Annotated in this window: 17 protein-coding genes and 1 pseudogene; 11 read left to right on the plus strand and 7 right to left on the minus strand. The window is 68.4% G+C overall.

Features of this window, described 5'->3' with window-relative positions; genetic code table 11:
- Window position 1: 1 nt before the first annotated feature.
- The gene (locus tag DEU34_RS10370) at window positions 2-268 is read right to left on the minus strand and encodes a multidrug ABC transporter ATPase (RefSeq protein ID WP_121150092.1); all 267 of its coding nucleotides are present in this window, start codon (window positions 266-268) and stop codon (window positions 2-4) included.
- Between the two features lie 113 nt (window positions 269-381).
- On the opposite strand from DEU34_RS10370, the gene DEU34_RS10375 reads away from it, so the two are divergent.
- Together DEU34_RS10375 and DEU34_RS10380 are read left to right on the plus strand one after the other, a co-directional pair.
- Window positions 382-765 carry a cold-shock protein gene (locus tag DEU34_RS10375; RefSeq protein ID WP_121150093.1) on the plus strand — a complete coding sequence of 128 codons (384 nt, stop codon included), beginning with the start codon at window positions 382-384 and terminating at the stop codon, window positions 763-765.
- The gene (locus DEU34_RS10380; protein ID WP_121150094.1) at window positions 749-1,318 is read left to right on the plus strand and encodes a DUF3027 domain-containing protein; all 570 of its coding nucleotides are present in this window, start codon (window positions 749-751) and stop codon (window positions 1,316-1,318) included. Before DEU34_RS10375 ends, DEU34_RS10380 begins: the two co-directional genes overlap by 17 nt.
- 100 nt (window positions 1,319-1,418) lie before the next feature.
- Here the strand turns inward: DEU34_RS10380 and serC are convergent, their stop codons facing one another.
- Complete coding sequence (serC, locus tag DEU34_RS10385; protein ID WP_121150095.1) at window positions 1,419-2,531, minus strand: phosphoserine transaminase; 1,113 nt, start codon at window positions 2,529-2,531, stop codon at window positions 1,419-1,421.
- Window positions 2,532-2,635: 104 nt separating this feature from the next.
- Between serC and DEU34_RS10390 the strand changes: the two genes are divergently transcribed.
- The 7 genes from DEU34_RS10390 to DEU34_RS10420 all read left to right on the plus strand — a co-directional run bounded on the left by DEU34_RS10390 (window position 2,636) and on the right by DEU34_RS10420 (window position 11,845).
- A complete protein-coding gene (locus tag DEU34_RS10390; RefSeq protein WP_121150096.1) occupies window positions 2,636-3,334 on the plus strand; it encodes a metal-dependent transcriptional regulator in 699 nt (232 codons plus the stop codon).
- A 231-nt stretch (window positions 3,335-3,565) separates the two neighbouring features.
- A complete protein-coding gene (locus DEU34_RS10395; protein ID WP_259460113.1) occupies window positions 3,566-4,480 on the plus strand; it encodes a M23 family metallopeptidase in 915 nt (304 codons plus the stop codon).
- Between the two features lie 340 nt (window positions 4,481-4,820).
- Window positions 4,821-5,318, plus strand: a complete 498-nt coding sequence (locus DEU34_RS10400) for an HNH endonuclease (RefSeq protein WP_116647571.1) — start codon at window positions 4,821-4,823, stop codon at window positions 5,316-5,318.
- Between the two features lie 138 nt (window positions 5,319-5,456).
- Window positions 5,457-6,032 carry a cysteine hydrolase family protein gene (locus DEU34_RS10405; protein WP_121150097.1) on the plus strand — a complete coding sequence of 192 codons (576 nt, stop codon included), beginning with the start codon at window positions 5,457-5,459 and terminating at the stop codon, window positions 6,030-6,032.
- 87 nt (window positions 6,033-6,119) lie between these two features.
- Window positions 6,120-6,839, plus strand: a complete 720-nt coding sequence (locus DEU34_RS10410; protein ID WP_259460114.1) for a hypothetical protein — start codon at window positions 6,120-6,122, stop codon at window positions 6,837-6,839.
- Window positions 6,839-8,413, plus strand: a complete 1,575-nt coding sequence (locus DEU34_RS10415; RefSeq protein WP_121150099.1) for a DNA polymerase Y family protein — start codon at window positions 6,839-6,841, stop codon at window positions 8,411-8,413. The genes DEU34_RS10410 and DEU34_RS10415 overlap by 1 nt, the downstream gene beginning before the upstream one ends.
- Window positions 8,414-8,431: 18 nt before the next feature.
- Window positions 8,432-11,845 carry an error-prone DNA polymerase gene (locus DEU34_RS10420; protein WP_121150100.1) on the plus strand — a complete coding sequence of 1,138 codons (3,414 nt, stop codon included), beginning with the start codon at window positions 8,432-8,434 and terminating at the stop codon, window positions 11,843-11,845.
- 48 nt (window positions 11,846-11,893) lie between these two features.
- On the opposite strand, the gene DEU34_RS10425 is transcribed toward DEU34_RS10420, so the two are convergent.
- On the minus strand, window positions 11,894-12,316 hold the full coding sequence (locus tag DEU34_RS10425; RefSeq protein WP_259460115.1) for a hypothetical protein: 423 nt from the start codon (window positions 12,314-12,316) through the stop codon (window positions 11,894-11,896).
- A 3-nt stretch (window positions 12,317-12,319) separates the two neighbouring features.
- Window positions 12,320-12,562, minus strand: a pseudogene (locus DEU34_RS16460) (MerR family transcriptional regulator); the annotation flags it as partial.
- A 27-nt stretch (window positions 12,563-12,589) separates the two neighbouring features.
- On the opposite strand from DEU34_RS16460, the gene DEU34_RS10430 reads away from it, so the two are divergent.
- On the plus strand, window positions 12,590-13,060 hold the full coding sequence (locus DEU34_RS10430; RefSeq protein ID WP_121150102.1) for a DUF4188 domain-containing protein: 471 nt from the start codon (window positions 12,590-12,592) through the stop codon (window positions 13,058-13,060).
- Here the strand turns inward: DEU34_RS10430 and DEU34_RS10435 are convergent.
- The gene (locus DEU34_RS10435) at window positions 13,036-14,019 is read right to left on the minus strand and encodes an arsenic resistance protein (RefSeq protein WP_121150103.1); all 984 of its coding nucleotides are present in this window, start codon (window positions 14,017-14,019) and stop codon (window positions 13,036-13,038) included. The two genes, DEU34_RS10430 and DEU34_RS10435, sit on opposite strands and share 25 nt — an antisense overlap.
- A gap of 197 nt (window positions 14,020-14,216) precedes the next feature.
- Between DEU34_RS10435 and DEU34_RS10440 the strand changes: the two genes are divergently transcribed.
- Window positions 14,217-14,690: a hypothetical protein gene (locus DEU34_RS10440; protein WP_147424041.1), complete on the plus strand. Its 474-nt coding sequence runs from the start codon at window positions 14,217-14,219 to the stop codon at window positions 14,688-14,690.
- 151 nt (window positions 14,691-14,841) lie between these two features.
- Here DEU34_RS10440 and DEU34_RS10445 read toward each other — a convergent pair whose 3' ends face one another.
- Both DEU34_RS10445 and DEU34_RS10450 read right to left on the minus strand, forming a co-directional pair.
- Window positions 14,842-16,398: a P-loop ATPase, Sll1717 family gene (locus DEU34_RS10445; protein ID WP_147424042.1), complete on the minus strand. Its 1,557-nt coding sequence runs from the start codon at window positions 16,396-16,398 to the stop codon at window positions 14,842-14,844.
- A 324-nt stretch (window positions 16,399-16,722) separates the two neighbouring features.
- The gene (locus tag DEU34_RS10450) at window positions 16,723-17,076 is read right to left on the minus strand and encodes a hypothetical protein (protein ID WP_259460116.1); all 354 of its coding nucleotides are present in this window, start codon (window positions 17,074-17,076) and stop codon (window positions 16,723-16,725) included.
- Between the last annotated feature and the right edge of the window lie 59 nt (window positions 17,077-17,135).

Raw genomic sequence — 17,135 nt, forward strand, 5'->3', positions numbered from 1 at the left:
CTCAGCGACCCTTGTTGGCCCGAGCCCTTCTGACGAAGCTCATCACCAGCACAGCGACGATCAGCGCGAAGGCGAGGGGGAGCCCGAAGCTCGGGAGCAGGATCACCGCGGGCCACAGGCCCTCGGAATAGTTGGTGACGCCGGCGGGGCGGGAGATGAGCACCGCGAAGAAGCAACCGACGGAGAGCACCAGGAGACCGATCGACATGAACGCGAGGATGCGGTCGATGCGGCGGACCGGCATGTCTTCGCGGGCTGTGGGACTCATCTCGCTCAGCCTAGCGCCTGCCGGGCGTGTCGTAGGCTGGAGGAGGGGCTCGCCTGCCCCGACTCCAGAGTCCGTGCACGCACGGACTCCCGTTCTCCCAGCGAGGTTGTGCCATGCCCACCGGCAAAGTCAGGTTCTACGACGAGGAGAAGGGGTTCGGCTTCATCACCACCGATGACGGCCAGGACGTCTTCCTCCACGCCACGGCGCTGCCCGAAGGCACCCCTGCCCTCAAGGCCGGCGCACGACTCGAGTTCGGCGTCGCCGACGGCAAGCGCGGCCTCCAGGCCCTCTCGGTGCGCGTGCTCGACGCGCCCCCCAGCCTCGCGAAGCGTGCGCGCAAGCCCGCGGACGACATGGCGATCATCGTCGAAGACCTCGTGAAGCTGCTCGACGGCATCGGCGGCGACCTCCGCCGGGGCCGCTACCCGAGCGGTTCGCACTCCAAGAAGATCGCCGCGGTCCTGCGCAAGGTAGCCGATGACTTCGAAGCCTGAGCCGGCCGACGCCGAGCTGCTGGCGGCGCACGACCTCGCGATCGCCGCACTCGCGGAGGTGACGCCCGTCTCCTCGATCGGCGCCCCCGCCGGGTACACGCTCGAAGACGACGGCGTCGTCTCTCTGCGCTTCGCCACGACCCTCCCCGGATACCCGGGCTGGTTCTGGACCGTGTCGCTCGCTCGCGTCGAGGGCGAAGCCCCCACCGTGCTCGAGGTCGAGCTGCTGCCCGGCGACGGTGCGCTCCTCGCCCCCGACTGGGTGCCGTGGGCCGAGCGTCTCGCCGACTACCAGGCCGCGCAGACGGCGCTCGCCGAAGCATCCGAGTCGGACGACGATGATGACGAGTCCGACGACGAGTTCGAAGACGACGAAGAAGACGATGATGACGACGACGAGGGCGTGAGCCGCACCCACGGCGGCGACATCGACGGTGTCGAGATCGACGAGCTCGACGACGCCACGGCGCAGGACGACGACTCCGACGGGGAGGACCCCGACGAGGACGAAGAGTACTTCGACCGGTCGGAGCCCGCGTCCGACGAGCGGTAGTCGCTCCGCAGCATCCGTCCTGCACGATCAGGACCAGAAATGAGAATCGGCGCGGCGCACGGAATCCCGTGCGCCGCGCCGATTCTCGTTCCGGCGTCGGTCAGAGGCGCTCGATCGTGTAGTCGATCGAGCGGATGAGCTGGCGCACGTCGTCGGGCTCGATCGAGACGAAGGTCGCGACGCGCAGCTGGTTGCGCCCGAGCTTGCGGTAGGGCTCGGTGTCGACGATGCCGTTGGCGCGCAGGCTCTGGGCCACCGCGGCGGCATTGACGTTCGCGTCGAAGTCGATGGTGACCACGACGGGCGACCGGTCGGCCGGCTCGGCCACGAACGGCGTCGCGATGCTCGACGCCTCGGCCCACTCGTACAGCGCGCCCGACGACTCGCGCGTGCGCGCATCCGCCCACGCCAGCCCGCCGTTGCCCGCGATCCACGAGAGCTGCTCGTCGAGAAGCAGCAGGGTCGTGACGGCGGGGGTGTTGAGCGTCTGCTGCAGCCGGGAGTTGTCGAGGGCGTTCTTGAGGCTGAGGAACTCGGGGATGTAGCGGTCGGATGCGGCGATCCGCTCGATGCGCTCGATGGCCGCGGGTGAGACCGCGGCGAACCAGAGTCCGCCGTCGGAGCCGAGGTTCTTCTGCGGAGCGAAGTAGTAGACGTCGGCCTGAGTGACGTCGAAGTCGATGCCGCCCGCGGCGCTTGTCGCATCGATGACGGTCAGGGCGCCCGGATCGGCCTCGACGCGGGTGATCGTCGCCGCGACGCCCGTCGAGGTCTCGTTGTGCGGCCAGGCGTAGACGTCGACGCCGTCGACCGGCTCGGCGGTGGTGCGCGACCCGGGCTCGGCCTTTCGCACGTCGGGCGCCTGCAGCCACGGCGCGGCAGCGGCGGCGGCGAACTTGCCGCCGAACTCTCCGAAGACCAGGTTCTGGCTGCGGTTCTCGATCAGTCCGAAGGCGGCGGCGTCCCAGAACGCGGTCGACCCGCCGTTGCCGACGATGATCTCGTAGCCGTCGGGCAGGCGGAAGAGCTCCGCCAGCTGCGCGCGCACGCTGCCGACGAGGTTCTTCACGGGGGCCTGGCGGTGCGAGGTGCCGAGGATCCCCGCGCCGCGGGTGACGAGGGCTTCGAGCTGGGCCCCGCGGATCTTCGACGGCCCGCAGCCGAATCGACCGTCGGTGGGCAGGAGGTCCTTCGGCAGTTCCACGTGCGACATGCGTCGATTCTAGGGTCCGCCCGAGCAGCCGCTCGGCCGCCCCGGCCGGGGGCACGGGGCAGCGGATAGGCTGGAGCGACTCCCTTCGCACGCCTGAGGACCCCATGACAGATCTCATCGACACCACCGAGATGTATCTCCGCACGATCCTCGAGCTCGAGGAGGAGAACATCGTTCCGCTGCGTGCGCGCATCTCGGAGCGACTCGGTCACTCCGGCCCCACGGTCTCGCAGACCGTCGGTCGTATGGAGCGCGACGGACTCGTCGTCGTCTCCGAAGACCGACGCCTCGAACTGACCGACGCCGGGCGCCAGAAGGCCGTCGACGTCATGCGCAAGCACCGCCTCGCCGAGCGCCTGCTCAGCGACGTGATCGGACTCGACTGGGCCTACGTGCACGAAGAGGCATGCCGGTGGGAGCACGTGATGAGCGAGCAGGTCGAGCGACGCCTCGTCGAACTGCTCGGGCACCCGACCGAGTCGCCCTACGGAAACCCCATCCCCGGACTCGACCAGCTCGGCGATCACCCCGCCAACACCTTCGAGCAGGGCGTCGTCGGTCTCGTGCGCAAACTGACCGACGAGGGCGCTCCGATCACCGGCACCGTGCGTCGTCTCGCGGAGCCCGCCCAGGTCGATCCCGAACTGCTGCAGCAGCTCAAGGAGGCCGGAGTGATGCCCGGCGCGACGGGCAGCTACCGCTTCAACGAGGGATACGTGCTCGTCGAGATGGACGGCAGCGACGAGGGGCTCGAACTGCCCGTCGAGGTCGCCTCGCACATCTTCCTCGTCGACGCCCGCTGACCCTCCCGGGGCGCCGGGGGTACGGGGTTATCCACTGGTGTTCCGGCTCAGCGTGACTTATTCGTTACCTTCGGGTAGCGTGGCCCCAGTCCACAGGCGAGAAGCCCGCCAACGGACCCCTCGCAGATTGCCTCATCGGCTCGTCGTCCGCAGAGGGTGAAGCCCGCACATCGTGCCCCACACCGAGTGTCGACGAGTCAGCGTTCCACGCAGAGGCGCCGGAGGAAAAGTTTGGCTGAACCAACCGATTCGGACGCATCTGCACCCGAGCAGACCGCGACCGATCTCACTCGCAGGAACCGTGAACGACGCACCCCTCGTTCACGCGCCGCCCGACCCGTCGCGCGCACCGTCGCAGCATCCGCTCCGGTCGCCGCATCCGCTCGCCCCCGTTCGGGCTCGCGTCCGGTGCGCAGCGCCGTCATCTTCACGATGGTCGTCGGTCTGATCGCCACCGTCGCGTTGCCCGCCTACGCCGCGTTCCGCCCCGAGGCCGAGACGAAGACCCTGCAGCAGGCCGCCGCCGCCGATGCGCAGTCGCTCGTCGTCGCCTCTGACGCCACGGTCGCGCAGCTCGACCGCAGCAGCTACTCCGCGACGACGTCGGAAGAGATCGACAAGAAGAAGGCCGCCGAGGCCGCTGCCGAGCGCGCCCGTCAGGTCGCCGCCGCCGCGCGCACCACGTCGACCTCGTCGTCGGCGAACTCCACGAACTCCACCCCGATCGACCTGTCGATGACCGCCCCGGGTTCGGGCGAGGTGCGCTGGCCGATCCAGGGCTTCACCAAGGGCCGCGGCCTCTGGGACTCGGGCTACCACCAGGGCGTCGACCTCCTCGCCTCGTGCGGTACCCCGCTCTTCGCCGCAGCAGCCGGTGTCGTGCGCGTCTCGCAGGAGAGCTTCGGCGGCTACGGCGTCGCCGTCACGATCGACCACGTGATCAACGGCCAGCGCGTGAGCACGCTCTACGGCCACATGACCTACGGCAGCCGCCAGGTGCAGTCGGGGCAGACGGTCGAAGCCGGCCAGCTGATCGGCGTCGTCGGCAGCACCGGCAGCTCCACCGCGTGCCACCTCCACTTCGAGGTGCACATCAACAACGCGGTCGTCGACCCGTGGGCCTGGCTCGAGCAGAACGCCGGCTGAGTCCCGCAACAACGTCGAAGCGGCGTGTCGGAGCATTCGTTCTCCGACACGCCGCTTTTTGTTTCCCCTTTCGGCGACCCTCGGGCGTGTCGCGGTGGGTTACCCTTTCCTCGACGTAGAGAGAAGCGGAGGAAGCCGATGGGCGCGACACCACGTATCCGAACCATGGATGCGCTCGGTCTGCTCGTCCTTCGGCATCGTGTGATCGGATGCTGCGGTGAAACCGCGGCCGCCTGGCGCTGTCTGTAAGACAGCGCTTTTTTCATACCCTCCGCAGATCGACGCGTCGCAGGTCGAATAACCCGGGAAGCCGTCCCGGACCGTTCGAGAGGATGCCGACATGCGCACTCTGGTACTCAACGCGGGCTACGAACCGCTCGCGGTGGTGTCGTTCAAACGAGCCCTGGTGCTCGTCATGAGCGATAAGGCCACCGTGGTCGAACACGTCGAAGGCGAACCGGTGTGGGGGAGCACCGGTCACTGGGATCGCCCGGCGGTGATCGTGCTCTCGCGCTATGTGCGAGTGCCGGGCGCGCGTCGGGTGCCGGTCACCCGGCGCGGAGTGCTGCGTCGTGACGCGCACCGCTGCGCCTACTGCGGCAAGGCGGCCTCGACGATCGACCACGTGATGCCGCGGTCGCGCGGTGGCAAGGACACATGGGAGAACCTCGTGGCCTGCTGCCTGCGCTGCAACAACATCAAGAGCGACCGCACGCCCCAGGAGATGCACTGGGAGCTGCGCCTCGTGCCGCAGGCCCCCCGTGGTGGACAGTGGACCGTGCGCGGCACCGAGCGCGCCGACCCGCGCTGGGAGCCCTACCTCGCCCTCGCGGCCTAGCGCTGTCTCCCGTCGTCGAGACCGTGTGGTCTCGCCGAACGGCCATGCCGTTGCGGTCAATACCGTGCGGGTTCGGCGAATTCGTGCGGGTTCGGCTCAGAACGGCCGGGTGTCGTCGACCTGTGGTGGAGTGGGGGCATGGTGCAGGCACTTCTCGTCATCGACATGCAACGCGGATTCGACGACCTCGAGTTCTGGGGTGCGACGACCAACCCCGACTGCGAACGCAACGTCACCGCCCTCGTCGCGGCGTGGCAGGGCGCCGGTGAGCCGGTCGTGGTCGTTCGTCACGAATCGCGGTCGCCGGGTTCGCCGCTGCATCCGGATGCTGCGGGCAACGCGCTGATCGATCCGGTGGCCGAGGCGACCGCTTCGCTGCTGGTGACGAAGGACGTCAACTCGGCGTTCTACGGAGAACCCGATCTGCACGCATGGTTGCAGGAGCGCAGCATCCGTTCCCTGGTGATCTGCGGCATCCAGACCAACATGTGCGTGGAGACGACGGCGCGGATGGCGGGCAACCTCGGCTATGACGTCACGGTCGCCCTCGATGCCACGCGCACGTTCGACCTCGCCACCGACGTGCCGGGGCTCGGCCGTGTGGAGAGATCGGCCGACGAACTGATGGCGGCGACGGCTCTGGTGCTGCAGGGCGGCGGATTCGCGAAGATCGCCGCGACGGCCGACGTGGTGCGGAGTATCGAACATATCTGACGGATATCGCCCGATTCTCGATGTCGGAGGCCGTGCATAGTCTCGACTCATCTTGATTCGCTAGAACATAAGTTCTAGCCTGATCCGATGAGGGCGACGATGGCGAGAAGCGCCGAGGCGGTGAGCGACATCCACGAGCTGCGCGCGCAGCTCGAACGGATGCAGGGGCGTCGTCTCGACGCGCCCGTGCTGCCGACGCATCCGGCCTTCACGTCGCTGCTTCCGGGCGGCGGGCTGCGCCCCGGCTCGGCCTATGCGCTCAGCCCGTCGGCGTCGCTGCTGCTCGCTCTCATGGCGCGACCCTCGCAAGACGGCGCATGGTGCGGCGCCATCGGCATGCCCGAGCTCGGTGCCGAGGCGGCAGAGCGGTACGGTCTCGACCTCGACCGGCTGGTGTTCGTGCCCGACCCCGGGCCCCGGTGGCTGGCGGTCACCGCGACGATCGCCGAGGTGCTGCCCGTGGTCGCCGTGCGTCCGCCGTCGAGGGTGTCCGAGAAAGAGGTCGCCCGGCTGGCGGCGCGTCTGCGCGATCGGGGAACCGTGCTGCTCGTCCAGGGTGCGTGGCCGCAGGCCGAGGCCACGATCGACGTCGCCGACCCGCGGTGGGCGGGCCTCGGCGATGGGCACGGCTATCTCTCGGGGCGAGAGCTCACGGTCACGGTGACGCATCGGCGCTCGCCGGGGGCCCGACGCGCACGGATGCTGCTGCCCGCCGCAGACGGAACGGTGAGCCTTCTCGAGCAGGCCGTGGCGCCGCCTCGTCTGCGGGCCGTTCCCGATGCCTACGAGACGGCGGCGGCCGGCTGATGCACGAGCCCACCCGAAGCCTCGTGCTCTGGTTTCCCGATTGGCCGGTCACCGCGTACCTACGCGAGGCGACCACGTCGGCCGCAGCGAGAGCGGGGGCGCCGATCGCCGTGTTCGAGCGCAATCTCGTCGTCGCGTGCTCGGCGTCGGCGCGTGAACAGGGCGTGCGGCGGGGGCAGCGCCGACGCGACGCCCAAGCGGCCTGCCCCCGACTGGTGGTGATCGCGGCCGACGAGACGCGAGACCACCGTGTCTTCTCGCCCGTGGTGGCGCGCATCGAGCAGATCGCCCCGGGGGTGCAGATCGTGCGCGCCGGGCTCTGCGCGCTGCGCGCCCGAGGCCCCGCGCGCTACTACGGCGGCGAGGCGGAGGCCGCGCACGTGATGCTCGCGACCCTCGAGGAACAGGGGATCACGGGGGTGCGGGCGGGTGTGGCCGACGGTCCGTTCACGGCCGAACAGGCCGCGCGGGCCACCCGCGTGGAGGCGCCGGTGCGCGTGGTGCCCGCCGGGGAGGCCGGGGCGTTCCTGTCGCCGCTGCCGGTCACGGTGCTCGATGCCTCGATCGCGCCGTCGAACGCCGTGGGGGAGTTCGCCGGGCTCCTTGCCCGTCTCGGCGTGCACACCCTCGGCGCCTTCGCCGAGATGGAGGTCGATCGGGTGCGGGAGCGCTTCGGCGAGCCGGGGGTGCGCTCCCACGCGCTCGCGGCGGGCGGCGATTCGCGGCCGGTGCAGCCGCGCACGCCCCCTCCCGAGCTGCATCGCGAGGTCGCCTTCGAGCCTCCGCTCGAGCTCGCCGACCAGATCGCGTTCGGTATGCGAATGGCGGCCGACGCGTTCGTGACGGGTCTGGGCGCGCTCGACCTGGTCTGCACCGAGCTGCGGGTCGAGCTCATCGGCGATCGCGGGGAACGCAGCGAGCGGGTGTGGCTGCACCCGGGATCGTTCGATGCTTCGGCCGTGGTCGACCGGGTGCGATGGCAGCTCGCGGAAGGGGGCAAAGACGTCTTCCGCATGGGCGTCGCCGGGGTGCGCATCTCTCCCGAGGCGGTCGACGCCGCCTCCCATCACGCCAAGGGTCTCTTCGGGGCGGGCACCGACGAACGCGTGCACCATGCCCTGTCGCGCGTGCAGGCGATGCTGGGGCATCGGAGCGTCGTCACACCGGTCATCGGTGGCGGGCGCTGGCTGGCCGAGCGGCAGGTGCCCGTGCCCTGGGGTGACCGGGCCGTCACCACGAAGGAGCGTGCCCGGCCGTGGCCGGGGAGCCTCCCCGACCCGCTGCCGGCGACGGTGTTCCCCGAGCCGCGACTGGTCGAGGTGACCGACATCGCGGGTGCGGCGGTGTCGGTGGGGGAGCGCGAGGTGCTGAGCGCGCCTCCGGCCCACCTCGACGCCGCAGGCCGCCGCCGCCGTATCGAGGCGTGGGCGGGGCCGTGGCCGATCAGCGAGCGGGGGTGGGATCCGCTGCGCGCGCGGTTCGCCCATCGGTTCCAGATCGTCGACGCCGAGGGAGCGGCGTGGCTGCTGATCTGCGAAGCCGGCGAGTGGAGAGCCGAGGGTCGCTATGACTGACGGCAGGAGACCCCGCTGATGGGTTGGCACAATCCCCCCGTGCCGTGGTCGGAGCTCGAGCGCGCGCTCAGCGATGCCCGGCGCCCTCGCGAGACGCCCGCGGGCGCCGACGGCGGAGACAGCCCGGCGTGGTCGCACAAGCGCGGCGCCTACGTCACGCCCGAGATCGAGCGGCCCGCGCAGTCGGTGCCCTACGCCGAGTTGCACGCGCATTCCTCCTACTCCTTCCTCGACGGGGCGTCGTCGCCCGAAGAGCTGGCCGAAGAGGCCGAGCGGCTCGGGCTCCACGCCCTCGCGATCAGCGATCACGACGGCTTCTACGGCATCGTGCGGTTCGCCGAGGCCGCCGAGCACCTGCAGGTGAAGACGGTGTTCGGGGCCGAGCTCTCGCTCGAGCTGCCCCAGCCGCAGAACGGCGAGCCCGATCCCGCGGGCTCCCATCTGTTGGTGCTCGCGCGCGGCGAAGAGGGCTACCACCGCCTCGCCGCCGCTCTCACCTCCGCGCAGCTGCGCGGCGCCGAGAAGGGGCGCCCGGTATACGACCTCGATGAGCTCGGCGAACGATCGGGCGGCCCGGGCGACCCGCAGTGGGCGGTGCTCACCGGGTGCCGCAAGGGCGCCGTGCGCCGTGCGCTTGCGCAGTCGGGGCCGGATGCTGCGGCGACCGAACTCGACCGTCTGATCGCGCTCTTCGGCCGCGACGCCGTGCACGTCGAGCTGATGAACCACGGCGACCCTCTCGACAGCCGCACGAACGACGTGCTCGCCGGCCTCGCCGCAGAGCGCGGGCTGCCGATCCTCGCCACCAACAACGTGCACTACGCCGTTCCGCGTCGAGAACTGCTCGCCGCGGCCGTCGCCGCGGTGCGGGCGGGGCGGGGGCTCGACGAGCTCGACGGATGGCTCCCTGCTCACGCGGGGGCGCACCTGCGGTCGGGGGCCGAGATGACGCGGCGGTTCGCCCGGTATCCCGGCGCGGTCTCCCGCACCGTCTCGCTCGCCGACGAGCTCGCCTTCCCGCTCCGCCGGGCCAAACCCGCCCTGCCGAAGCAGAAGGTGCCGGAGGGGCACACCCCGATGTCGTACCTGCGTCACCTCGTCTGGGAGGCGGTGCCGCGCAAGTATCCGAATCTGAGATCCGAAGACCGGGAGCGCATCGAGCGCGAACTCGGCGTCATCGAGATGAAGGACTTCCCCGGGTACTTCCTCATCGTGTGGGGCATCGTGCAAGAAGCGCGACGCCGCGGCATCCTGTGTCAGGGGCGCGGCTCGGCCGCCAACAGCGCCGTCTGCTACCTGCTCGACATCACGGCCGTCGACTCGATCGCCTACAAGTTGCCGTTCGAGAGGTTCCTCTCGAGCCTTCGCGACGAAGAGCCCGACATCGATGTCGACTTCGACTCCGATCGCCGTGAGGAGATCATCCAGTGGGTGTACGGGGAGTACGGCCGCGATCGGGCGGCTCAGGTGGCCAACGTCATCCAATACCGGCCGAAGAACGCCGTGCGCGACATGGCGAAGGCCCTCGGTCATTCACCCGGCCAGCAGGATGCCTGGTCGAAGCAGGTCGAGCGGTGGGGGGCGGTGCTCGAGACGGGGGCCGATCATGACATCCCCGATCAGGTGATCGAGTTCGCCGCCGAATTGCTCAAAGCCCCCCGCCACCTCGGCATCCATTCCGGGGGCATGGTGCTCACCGACCGCCCGGTGGGCGAGGTCGTGCCGATCGAGCATGCCCGCATGGAGAACCGCACGGTCATCCAGTGGGACAAAGACGACGCCGCCTGGATGGGGCTGGTGAAGTTCGACCTGCTGGGCCTCGGGATGCTGGCCGCCCTGCAGTACTGCTTCGATCTCATCCGCGACGCCACCGGTGAGGAGTGGGAGCTCTCGACCCTGCCGAAGGAGGAGAAGGCGGTCTATGACATGCTCTGTCGGGCGGATTCGATCGGGGTGTTCCAGGTCGAGTCTCGCGCGCAGATGGGTCTTCTCCCACGTCTGCAGCCCCGGGAGTTCTACGACCTGGTGGTGCAAATCGCTCTAATCCGCCCGGGGCCGATCCAGGGCGGCGCGGTGCATCCGTTCGTGCGGCGCAAGCTCGGCCAGGAGAAGGTCACCTACGTGCACGAGAAGCTGCGGCCCGTGCTGGAGCGCACCTATGGCGTGCCGGTGTTCCAGGAGCAGCTCATGCAGATGGCTGTCGCGGTCGGCAACTGCAGCGGGGAAGACGCCGATCTGCTGCGACGGGCCATGGGCTCCAAGCGGGGGCTCGAGAAGATCGACAAGCTGCGCACGAAGCTCTACGAGGGCATGAAAGAGAACGGCCTCGTCGGTCAGGTCGCCGACGACCTCTACGCCAAGATCCAGGCGTTCGCGAACTTCGGGTTCGCCGAGTCGCACTCGCTGTCGTTCGGGCTTCTCGTCTACGCGAGCTCGTGGATCAAGCTGCACTATCCCGGGGCGTTCCTCGCGGGGCTCCTACGGGCGCAGCCGATGGGCTTCTACTCGCCGGCGACCCTCACCGCCGACGCCCGTCGGCACGGGGTGGAGGTGCGTCGGCCCGATCTCCTGCGGTCGCGGGCGGAGGCCACGCTCGAAGCACTGTCGGGCACGGCGCCGTCGGCGCCCACCGGGCTCGACGCCTGCGCGCACCGCGAGCAGCCCGACGTGGGCGATTTCGACCCGGCCGAGCCCGACGAGTCCGACGCGCACCGGCGCGACGGCGGGTTCGCGGTCAGGCTGGGGCTCGCCGGCGTCCACGGCATTGGCGAGAAGCTCGCCCAGCGCATCGTCGCCGAGCGCGACAGCGGCGGTGATTACCGCGACATGCGCGATCTCGTGAGGCGGGTCGGCGTCACCGCCGCGCAGCTCGAATCCTTCGCCACGGCGGGGGCGTTCGAGTGCCTGGGGCTCAGTCGCCGCGAGGCGATCTGGCTTGCCGGATCCGCCGCCGAAGACCGGGTGGAGTACCTCCCTGATTCCCTCACCTCGGTGCAGCCGCCCCTGTTCACCGACCAGACCAGCTACGAGGTGCTCGCCGCCGATCTGTGGGCGACCGGCGTCTCGACCTCCGATCACCCGCTCACCCATTACCGCTCACAGCTCGATGCGCGCGGCGTGCTCACCTCCCGCGAGATGCGCACCCACGAGTCGGGCAGAAGAATCGAGGTCGCAGGACTCGTCACGCACCGGCAGAGGCCGGCCACAGCATCCGGCATCACCTTCCTCAACCTTGAAGACGAACACGGCCTCGTGAACGTGATCTGCTCGGTCGGGGTGTGGAACCGCTATCGACGGGTCGCCCGCGAGTCGCCCGCTCTGATCGTGCGCGGAGTGCTGGAGCGTTCAGTCGAGGGAGTGACGAACCTGCTGGCCGATCGGTTCGAAGATCTCCGTGTCGGGGTGTCGCATGCATCGCGTGATTTCCGATGACGCACGTGGGGGCCCACGAGCAGTGTTGAGCGGATCGACCCGGGTGCGTCACGACGGGGTGGTGCCCCCGAATCGTTCGAGCGACGCGTGCTGGTGGCCGAGTCGGCGCAGGGCGAGGATCAGCGGCTCCACCAGCACCGTGCCGAGTGCCACGTAGCGCGCGGCGGCCTCGGCTGAGTCCACCGGAATGCGGTCGACTTCTTCCGTCGCGATACCGAGCACGCGGGAGGCGTAGTCGTCGAGCTGCTCGGGGGTCAGCTCGAACCCCGCCGCGGCGAGTCCGTCGAGGGCGCGGGCGAGAGCGCCCACGGTGGGGAGGTCGTCGGTCTCGCATCGCCAGCCCCACCTGTCGAGAAGCGCTTGGGCGGCGCGGAGGTCTTGGTCGTAGGCGACCGGTGGCCCTGTCGTGTGATGCACCTGCCCGAGCAGCTCGAACAGGGGAGTGCCGCGATCATCGAGCGTCTCGAACACCTTGCGGGTCGCCGAGATCGACAGCCCCGCGGGGCCGACGAGCGCGCGGATCAGCGAGAGCCGCTCGAGGTGGCTGTCGTCGTAGGAGGCCTGAGTCGCTGCGGTCAGGGTGCCGTCGTGCAGGAGGCCTTCGCGCAGGTAGTACTTGATCGTCCCGACGGGGACGCCGCTCTGCGCCGCGAGTTGCGAGATTCTCAGGACGGCCTCCTTGACTGGAAAGTAGAGATACCCAATTATGGCTACCAGTACTTTCCAATTCTAAGGAGCCGGCGCATGACTGTCGAACAGGGTCGACGAACCCACGATCACGACGGGGAGCTCGTCGTCTTCCTCATCGGGATGACGCTCAACCGTCCCTGGCGTGTGGACGCGTGGTGGCCGGCGTTCAGGGCCATGCCGCGGATGCTGGCGGAGCTCGCGAGCGACGCCGACTCGGGCCTGATGGGATACCGGATGACGATGGGCAGGGGCGGCCCGTTGCTCGTGCAGTACTGGTCGTCGGTAGAGAAGCTCTACGGGTACGCGAGCGATCGCGAGGCGGCTCACCGGCCGGCATGGGCGGATTTCAACCGTCGAGCGCGGAAGGTGCCCGGCGCCGTCGGCGTCTGGCACGAGACGTACGTCGTCGAGCGTGCCGAGTCGATGTACGTCGATTCGCCGGTGCGGGGGCTCGCGGCGGCCACCTCGTCGGTGCCGATCGGACGCGGTCGCGATCGTGCTCAGGACCGGCTCGGCCGAGGCTGAGCGGGACCGCTCGCGCGCACGACCCGGGGGACGACGGCCACCATCACGACCATCGCGACGAGTTCGATCAGCGTCTGCGTGACGACGACGAGCGGGGTTAGTGCAAACGACGCGGGGAGGGCGAGCGCGAGAGGAAGCACGACCAGCGAGTTGCGGGTCGCCGCGCTGAAGGCCGAGGCGCGTCGACCCGGCACGTCGAGGCGCGCGAACCGCGCCGCGAGCACGCCGAGCGAAGCGGCAATCAGGGGGAACGCGATGAAGATCGGCACGACGCGCCACAGGTCGGCCGCCGACGTGCTCACCGCCGACACCTGGGAGGCCACCACCGTGGCGAGGGCGAGCATCATGAGCGGGATCATGGCGGTCGGTGCCGCTCGGAGGATCGCGGCGAACGGTCGCCGACGTCGAGCGAGCGCCTGAACCAGGGCGGCCGCGGCGAGCGGCACGACGATCAGGAAGACGAACGCCTCGACGAACGGCCGCACGTCGAACGCACCGAGGACGTCAGCATCCGTCATCGCCCAGAGGTAGAGGGGGAGGAGCACGATCTGCAGCCCCATGAGAAGGGGAGTGGCGGCGAGGAGGCGGTCGCGGGCTCCGCCCGCCAGGCCGACGAAGACGATCACGTAATCCACGCACGGCGTGAGCAGCACGAGCAGTACGCCCACGAGCAGCGCGGGTTCGTCGGCAACGAATCGGCTGAGGCCGAACACGACCGCCGGCACGACGACGAAGTTGACCCCGACGAGGACGGCGAGCATCCGTGTGTCGCGCAGACCGCGGACGACCTGGGCGAAGGGAACGCCGAGGAAGGTCGCGAACAGCAGCAGCCCGAGCAGGGGAGTGATCGCGGGTTCGAGGGCAGGACCGGAAGACGGGAGGCCGAGCCCGACCGCCGCCCCAGCGACGATCGCCGCGATGTAGAGCGCGACCTGGTGCCGTTCGGCCCATTCCGCCATGGGGTTCCTCACTCGCGGAGCGGTCGGTGTGCCCCATTAGCGTTGCACACGGTGCTGCCGCCCGTGCGACGGCCGCGACGCTTCGGTTTGCAGGGGCGGCGCCGTCGTCGGAGGCCGGCCGGCGATAATGCTGATAACCAGCCGCGCCGGAAGAACGAGGGCGGCGATCAGTCCGACTATCTCAACCGATCGAGAGCTTGAGGATCGGAAGCGATGCGTGGATCGACGTGGTCGCGGATAGCACCGGGCACGGCATTGAACAGCTCAACGAGACGAAGCGGAATATCGAAGCAATCGCTGCCGTCAATCCCCTGATCGACCCGGGCAAGCGGTGCGTCGGGCTCGTTATCACGATGGAGCCGCTCTATATCAATGAGAACTGGTTCGTCCGAGAGGGGCTCATCGACGCCGAGTTCCCGATCGGGGTCATTTCAGCCGGCGAGCTCGAGTCCCTGGTTACTCTGAGCGGCGACGAACTCGCGCAGGCGCTTTGTGAAGCCGTAGACGCTGCGGAGAACAACGTCATGCTGCTCACGCCAGCACTGAACGCGGCTCAGGGCAGGGAGAACTCCCTCATCGTGTCGACGTTCGATTCCATCGGACTGATCACCCGCACGGCGGACAAATCAAGTCGTCGACGCGGGGAGGGCGAGTCAGCAGTCACCGGCTGAGCGCCGTCGCATCGGCAAAGCGGTGTGGGTACGTTCCATCAGACAGTCGGTGAACTGCCGACCGCCGGTGCTACCAATGTTCGGAAGTACGCCCGATGCGACTAAGTGCCGCTGCTTGGCGCACCCTCAGTTAACTAGCACTCAGGTTGGGCTATGAGCCGAGGCCACAAATGTCGAGAAGGCTTCGCGCTTCCCCTCGTACGACTTTCGAACCGCAGTTTGGGCAGTCGAGTTCGGCTTCATCGGCGTAGATCACATTCGCGCAGTCTCCGCACTCGATGGCCTTCGTGTTGAGAACGTCGCCGATCGATTCCGAGCTCGAAGCAATTACGATTCTCAGGTCGGTGAAACCGTACAGATTCAGCGGTTTTGCACCCGGGTTTGGGCGCGTGCCCAGGGCTCGCACCGCGCCGGTGGGTATCCATGCATTCACCTTGTTCGTAACGCCTGTGGTGCTGATCTTGAAAACACTTGCCAGCTCCGTGAGGGTGAAGCTTGCGCTCGGGATTCTCGAGAAATCGCTCTGGAAGCGGCCGAATTTCTCAAGCGTGCTCTCCTTCGAGAACTCGGTGATCCCGCGAGCCAAAGTTCGCGAGCTGATTTTGGCGGGCTCATTTGGCATGCGGGTGTGTTCCTTGACGATGGACCGGGCCATGCGGATCATGTCTCGGGGCGAACCATGGCTCAGATACACAAGCAATAGGTGTCCGTCCACAGTCGCCGTCTCGTCGACGAGCTGGTTAAACGAGGTCAACTTTCCGCCCGAGAACGCGGCGAGCCTGCGCGCCAGCATTTGTGAAAGTTCGCCAACGGTCCACCCCAGGTTGACAATCTCGACCCGATCACCGCGAAGGCCGTTCATCCTGAGGTACTGCTCCATCTGGTCCCAGAAGAAGAACTTGAAAGCGGCGCCCGGGGTTTCGAGCGTTGGAAGGTCAGTTACGAGGTCGCGGATAAGCTTGCCGGCGGCCTCCGCATTATTGGTCGTGGCTGGCGTCTCGTCGACTTTGTCCACAAGGAAGTAGACCGCGTCCCACCCCAGCTTCCTCGCGATCGCGACCAGCTGCGAGAGGAAGTAGTACGTGCTCGCGGTGCTAGAGTCCTGCGCTTGCTGCTCAAGCGCGATCGAGATGTTGACATCGTCCAACCCCGCCTTCTTCATCAATAGTGCGACGCCGGCTGCGACGGGGCCGCCGTACTTCTTCCAGAAATCCGCAGCCTTGTCGCCGAGCGTCTTCACTGCAGCAACTGCGGCCTGGTACTCACCCAAGCCCAGTCCGCCGACAAACTGTTGCGCGGCGATCTTAACGATCTGGCGCTCGTGATCGGACAAGAAGACCGCTTCCACGCTGTCTTCTTGGAGGTGCGCAAGGATTGCCAAAGTGAGCACCCGGCACAGTTCCAGTTGGTGCGCGGCGAGTCCGCCCCCACTCGCGACAACCGGCGCGAAAGCGTCATAAGTAAGGCAGAGGTATGCCGCGTCCGGCCCGACGGCCTCGCGTTCGATCATCAGCCGTTGAGCTGTCTTGCCTCCACCTCGAGGCGCGAAAATCACGTTGGTCTTCGGCGTTGACGGGTCGCCCAAGACACTCTGGAAGTACGGCGGCGGCACGAAGTAGTCGCCGAGTCGATCTTCCTGCTCAGCGTTGGTGTGAGCGAACGGGTCGCCGGTAAATCCGACTCGCTCAAGGTATGACTCGATAGACAACCGCGCACCTTTCGTCGGCTCGACCTTACTGCTTAGAGTCGACGCATCACGTCGCTTGGCGTTGTCGCGGCTGTACTTGCCTTCACATTAGTGCGTCCGTCCCAGCTTGCGCTCTCGCTCGCTTCAGCTCTGCGCGGCGCAGGTCGCCAAGGTCGCGGGTCCAGCCGCGCGACTCGATGAGAGTAGAGCTCGGTCGCTCGCTACGGCAGTGTTGCGCGGACCATTGTTTTGCGCGCAGTCGATTAGCGCTCGCAAGCCGGTCGACGATCAGAACAGGCGAAGAGTCTTCGCGCTGGAAGTGATGGCCCATCCGACCACGCCCGGTTAGCCCGAGCTCGCATTCGGCGCCCCAACCGCCGGCCCGGTCGTTATCGCTGCCAAGTCGCGCGCCGGCACCGCGAGCCGCATCTCCGCCTGAGCCGCGCGCACGGCGTCCTGAATCGTGTACTCCGGAGCGCCGCGTTGCATCGACTCGGTGGGACACTCGCGTGCCGCAGCATCCGTCCGCGCGACGACGACCGCGACGTTGTGCACCCGCCCTCGCGTGGGGCCAAGGTAGAGCCCCGCGGCATCCACGTCGGGCTCGACCACCGAGACATCGGCGGTGTCGCCCTGCACGCCGTGCACAATGGACGCGTAGGCGAACTGCAGGTGCGCGCGCGCGTACTCGGTGGACACCCGCCACCTCGCCGCTATCGCTCACCGAGATGTGTCCGAGGTCAGTGGAAGACTTGCGG

Origin of the sequence: Microbacterium sp. AG1240 (assembly GCF_003635115.1) — a bacterium.
In the GTDB taxonomy this organism is placed as follows: Bacteria; Actinomycetota; Actinomycetes; order Actinomycetales; family Microbacteriaceae; genus Microbacterium.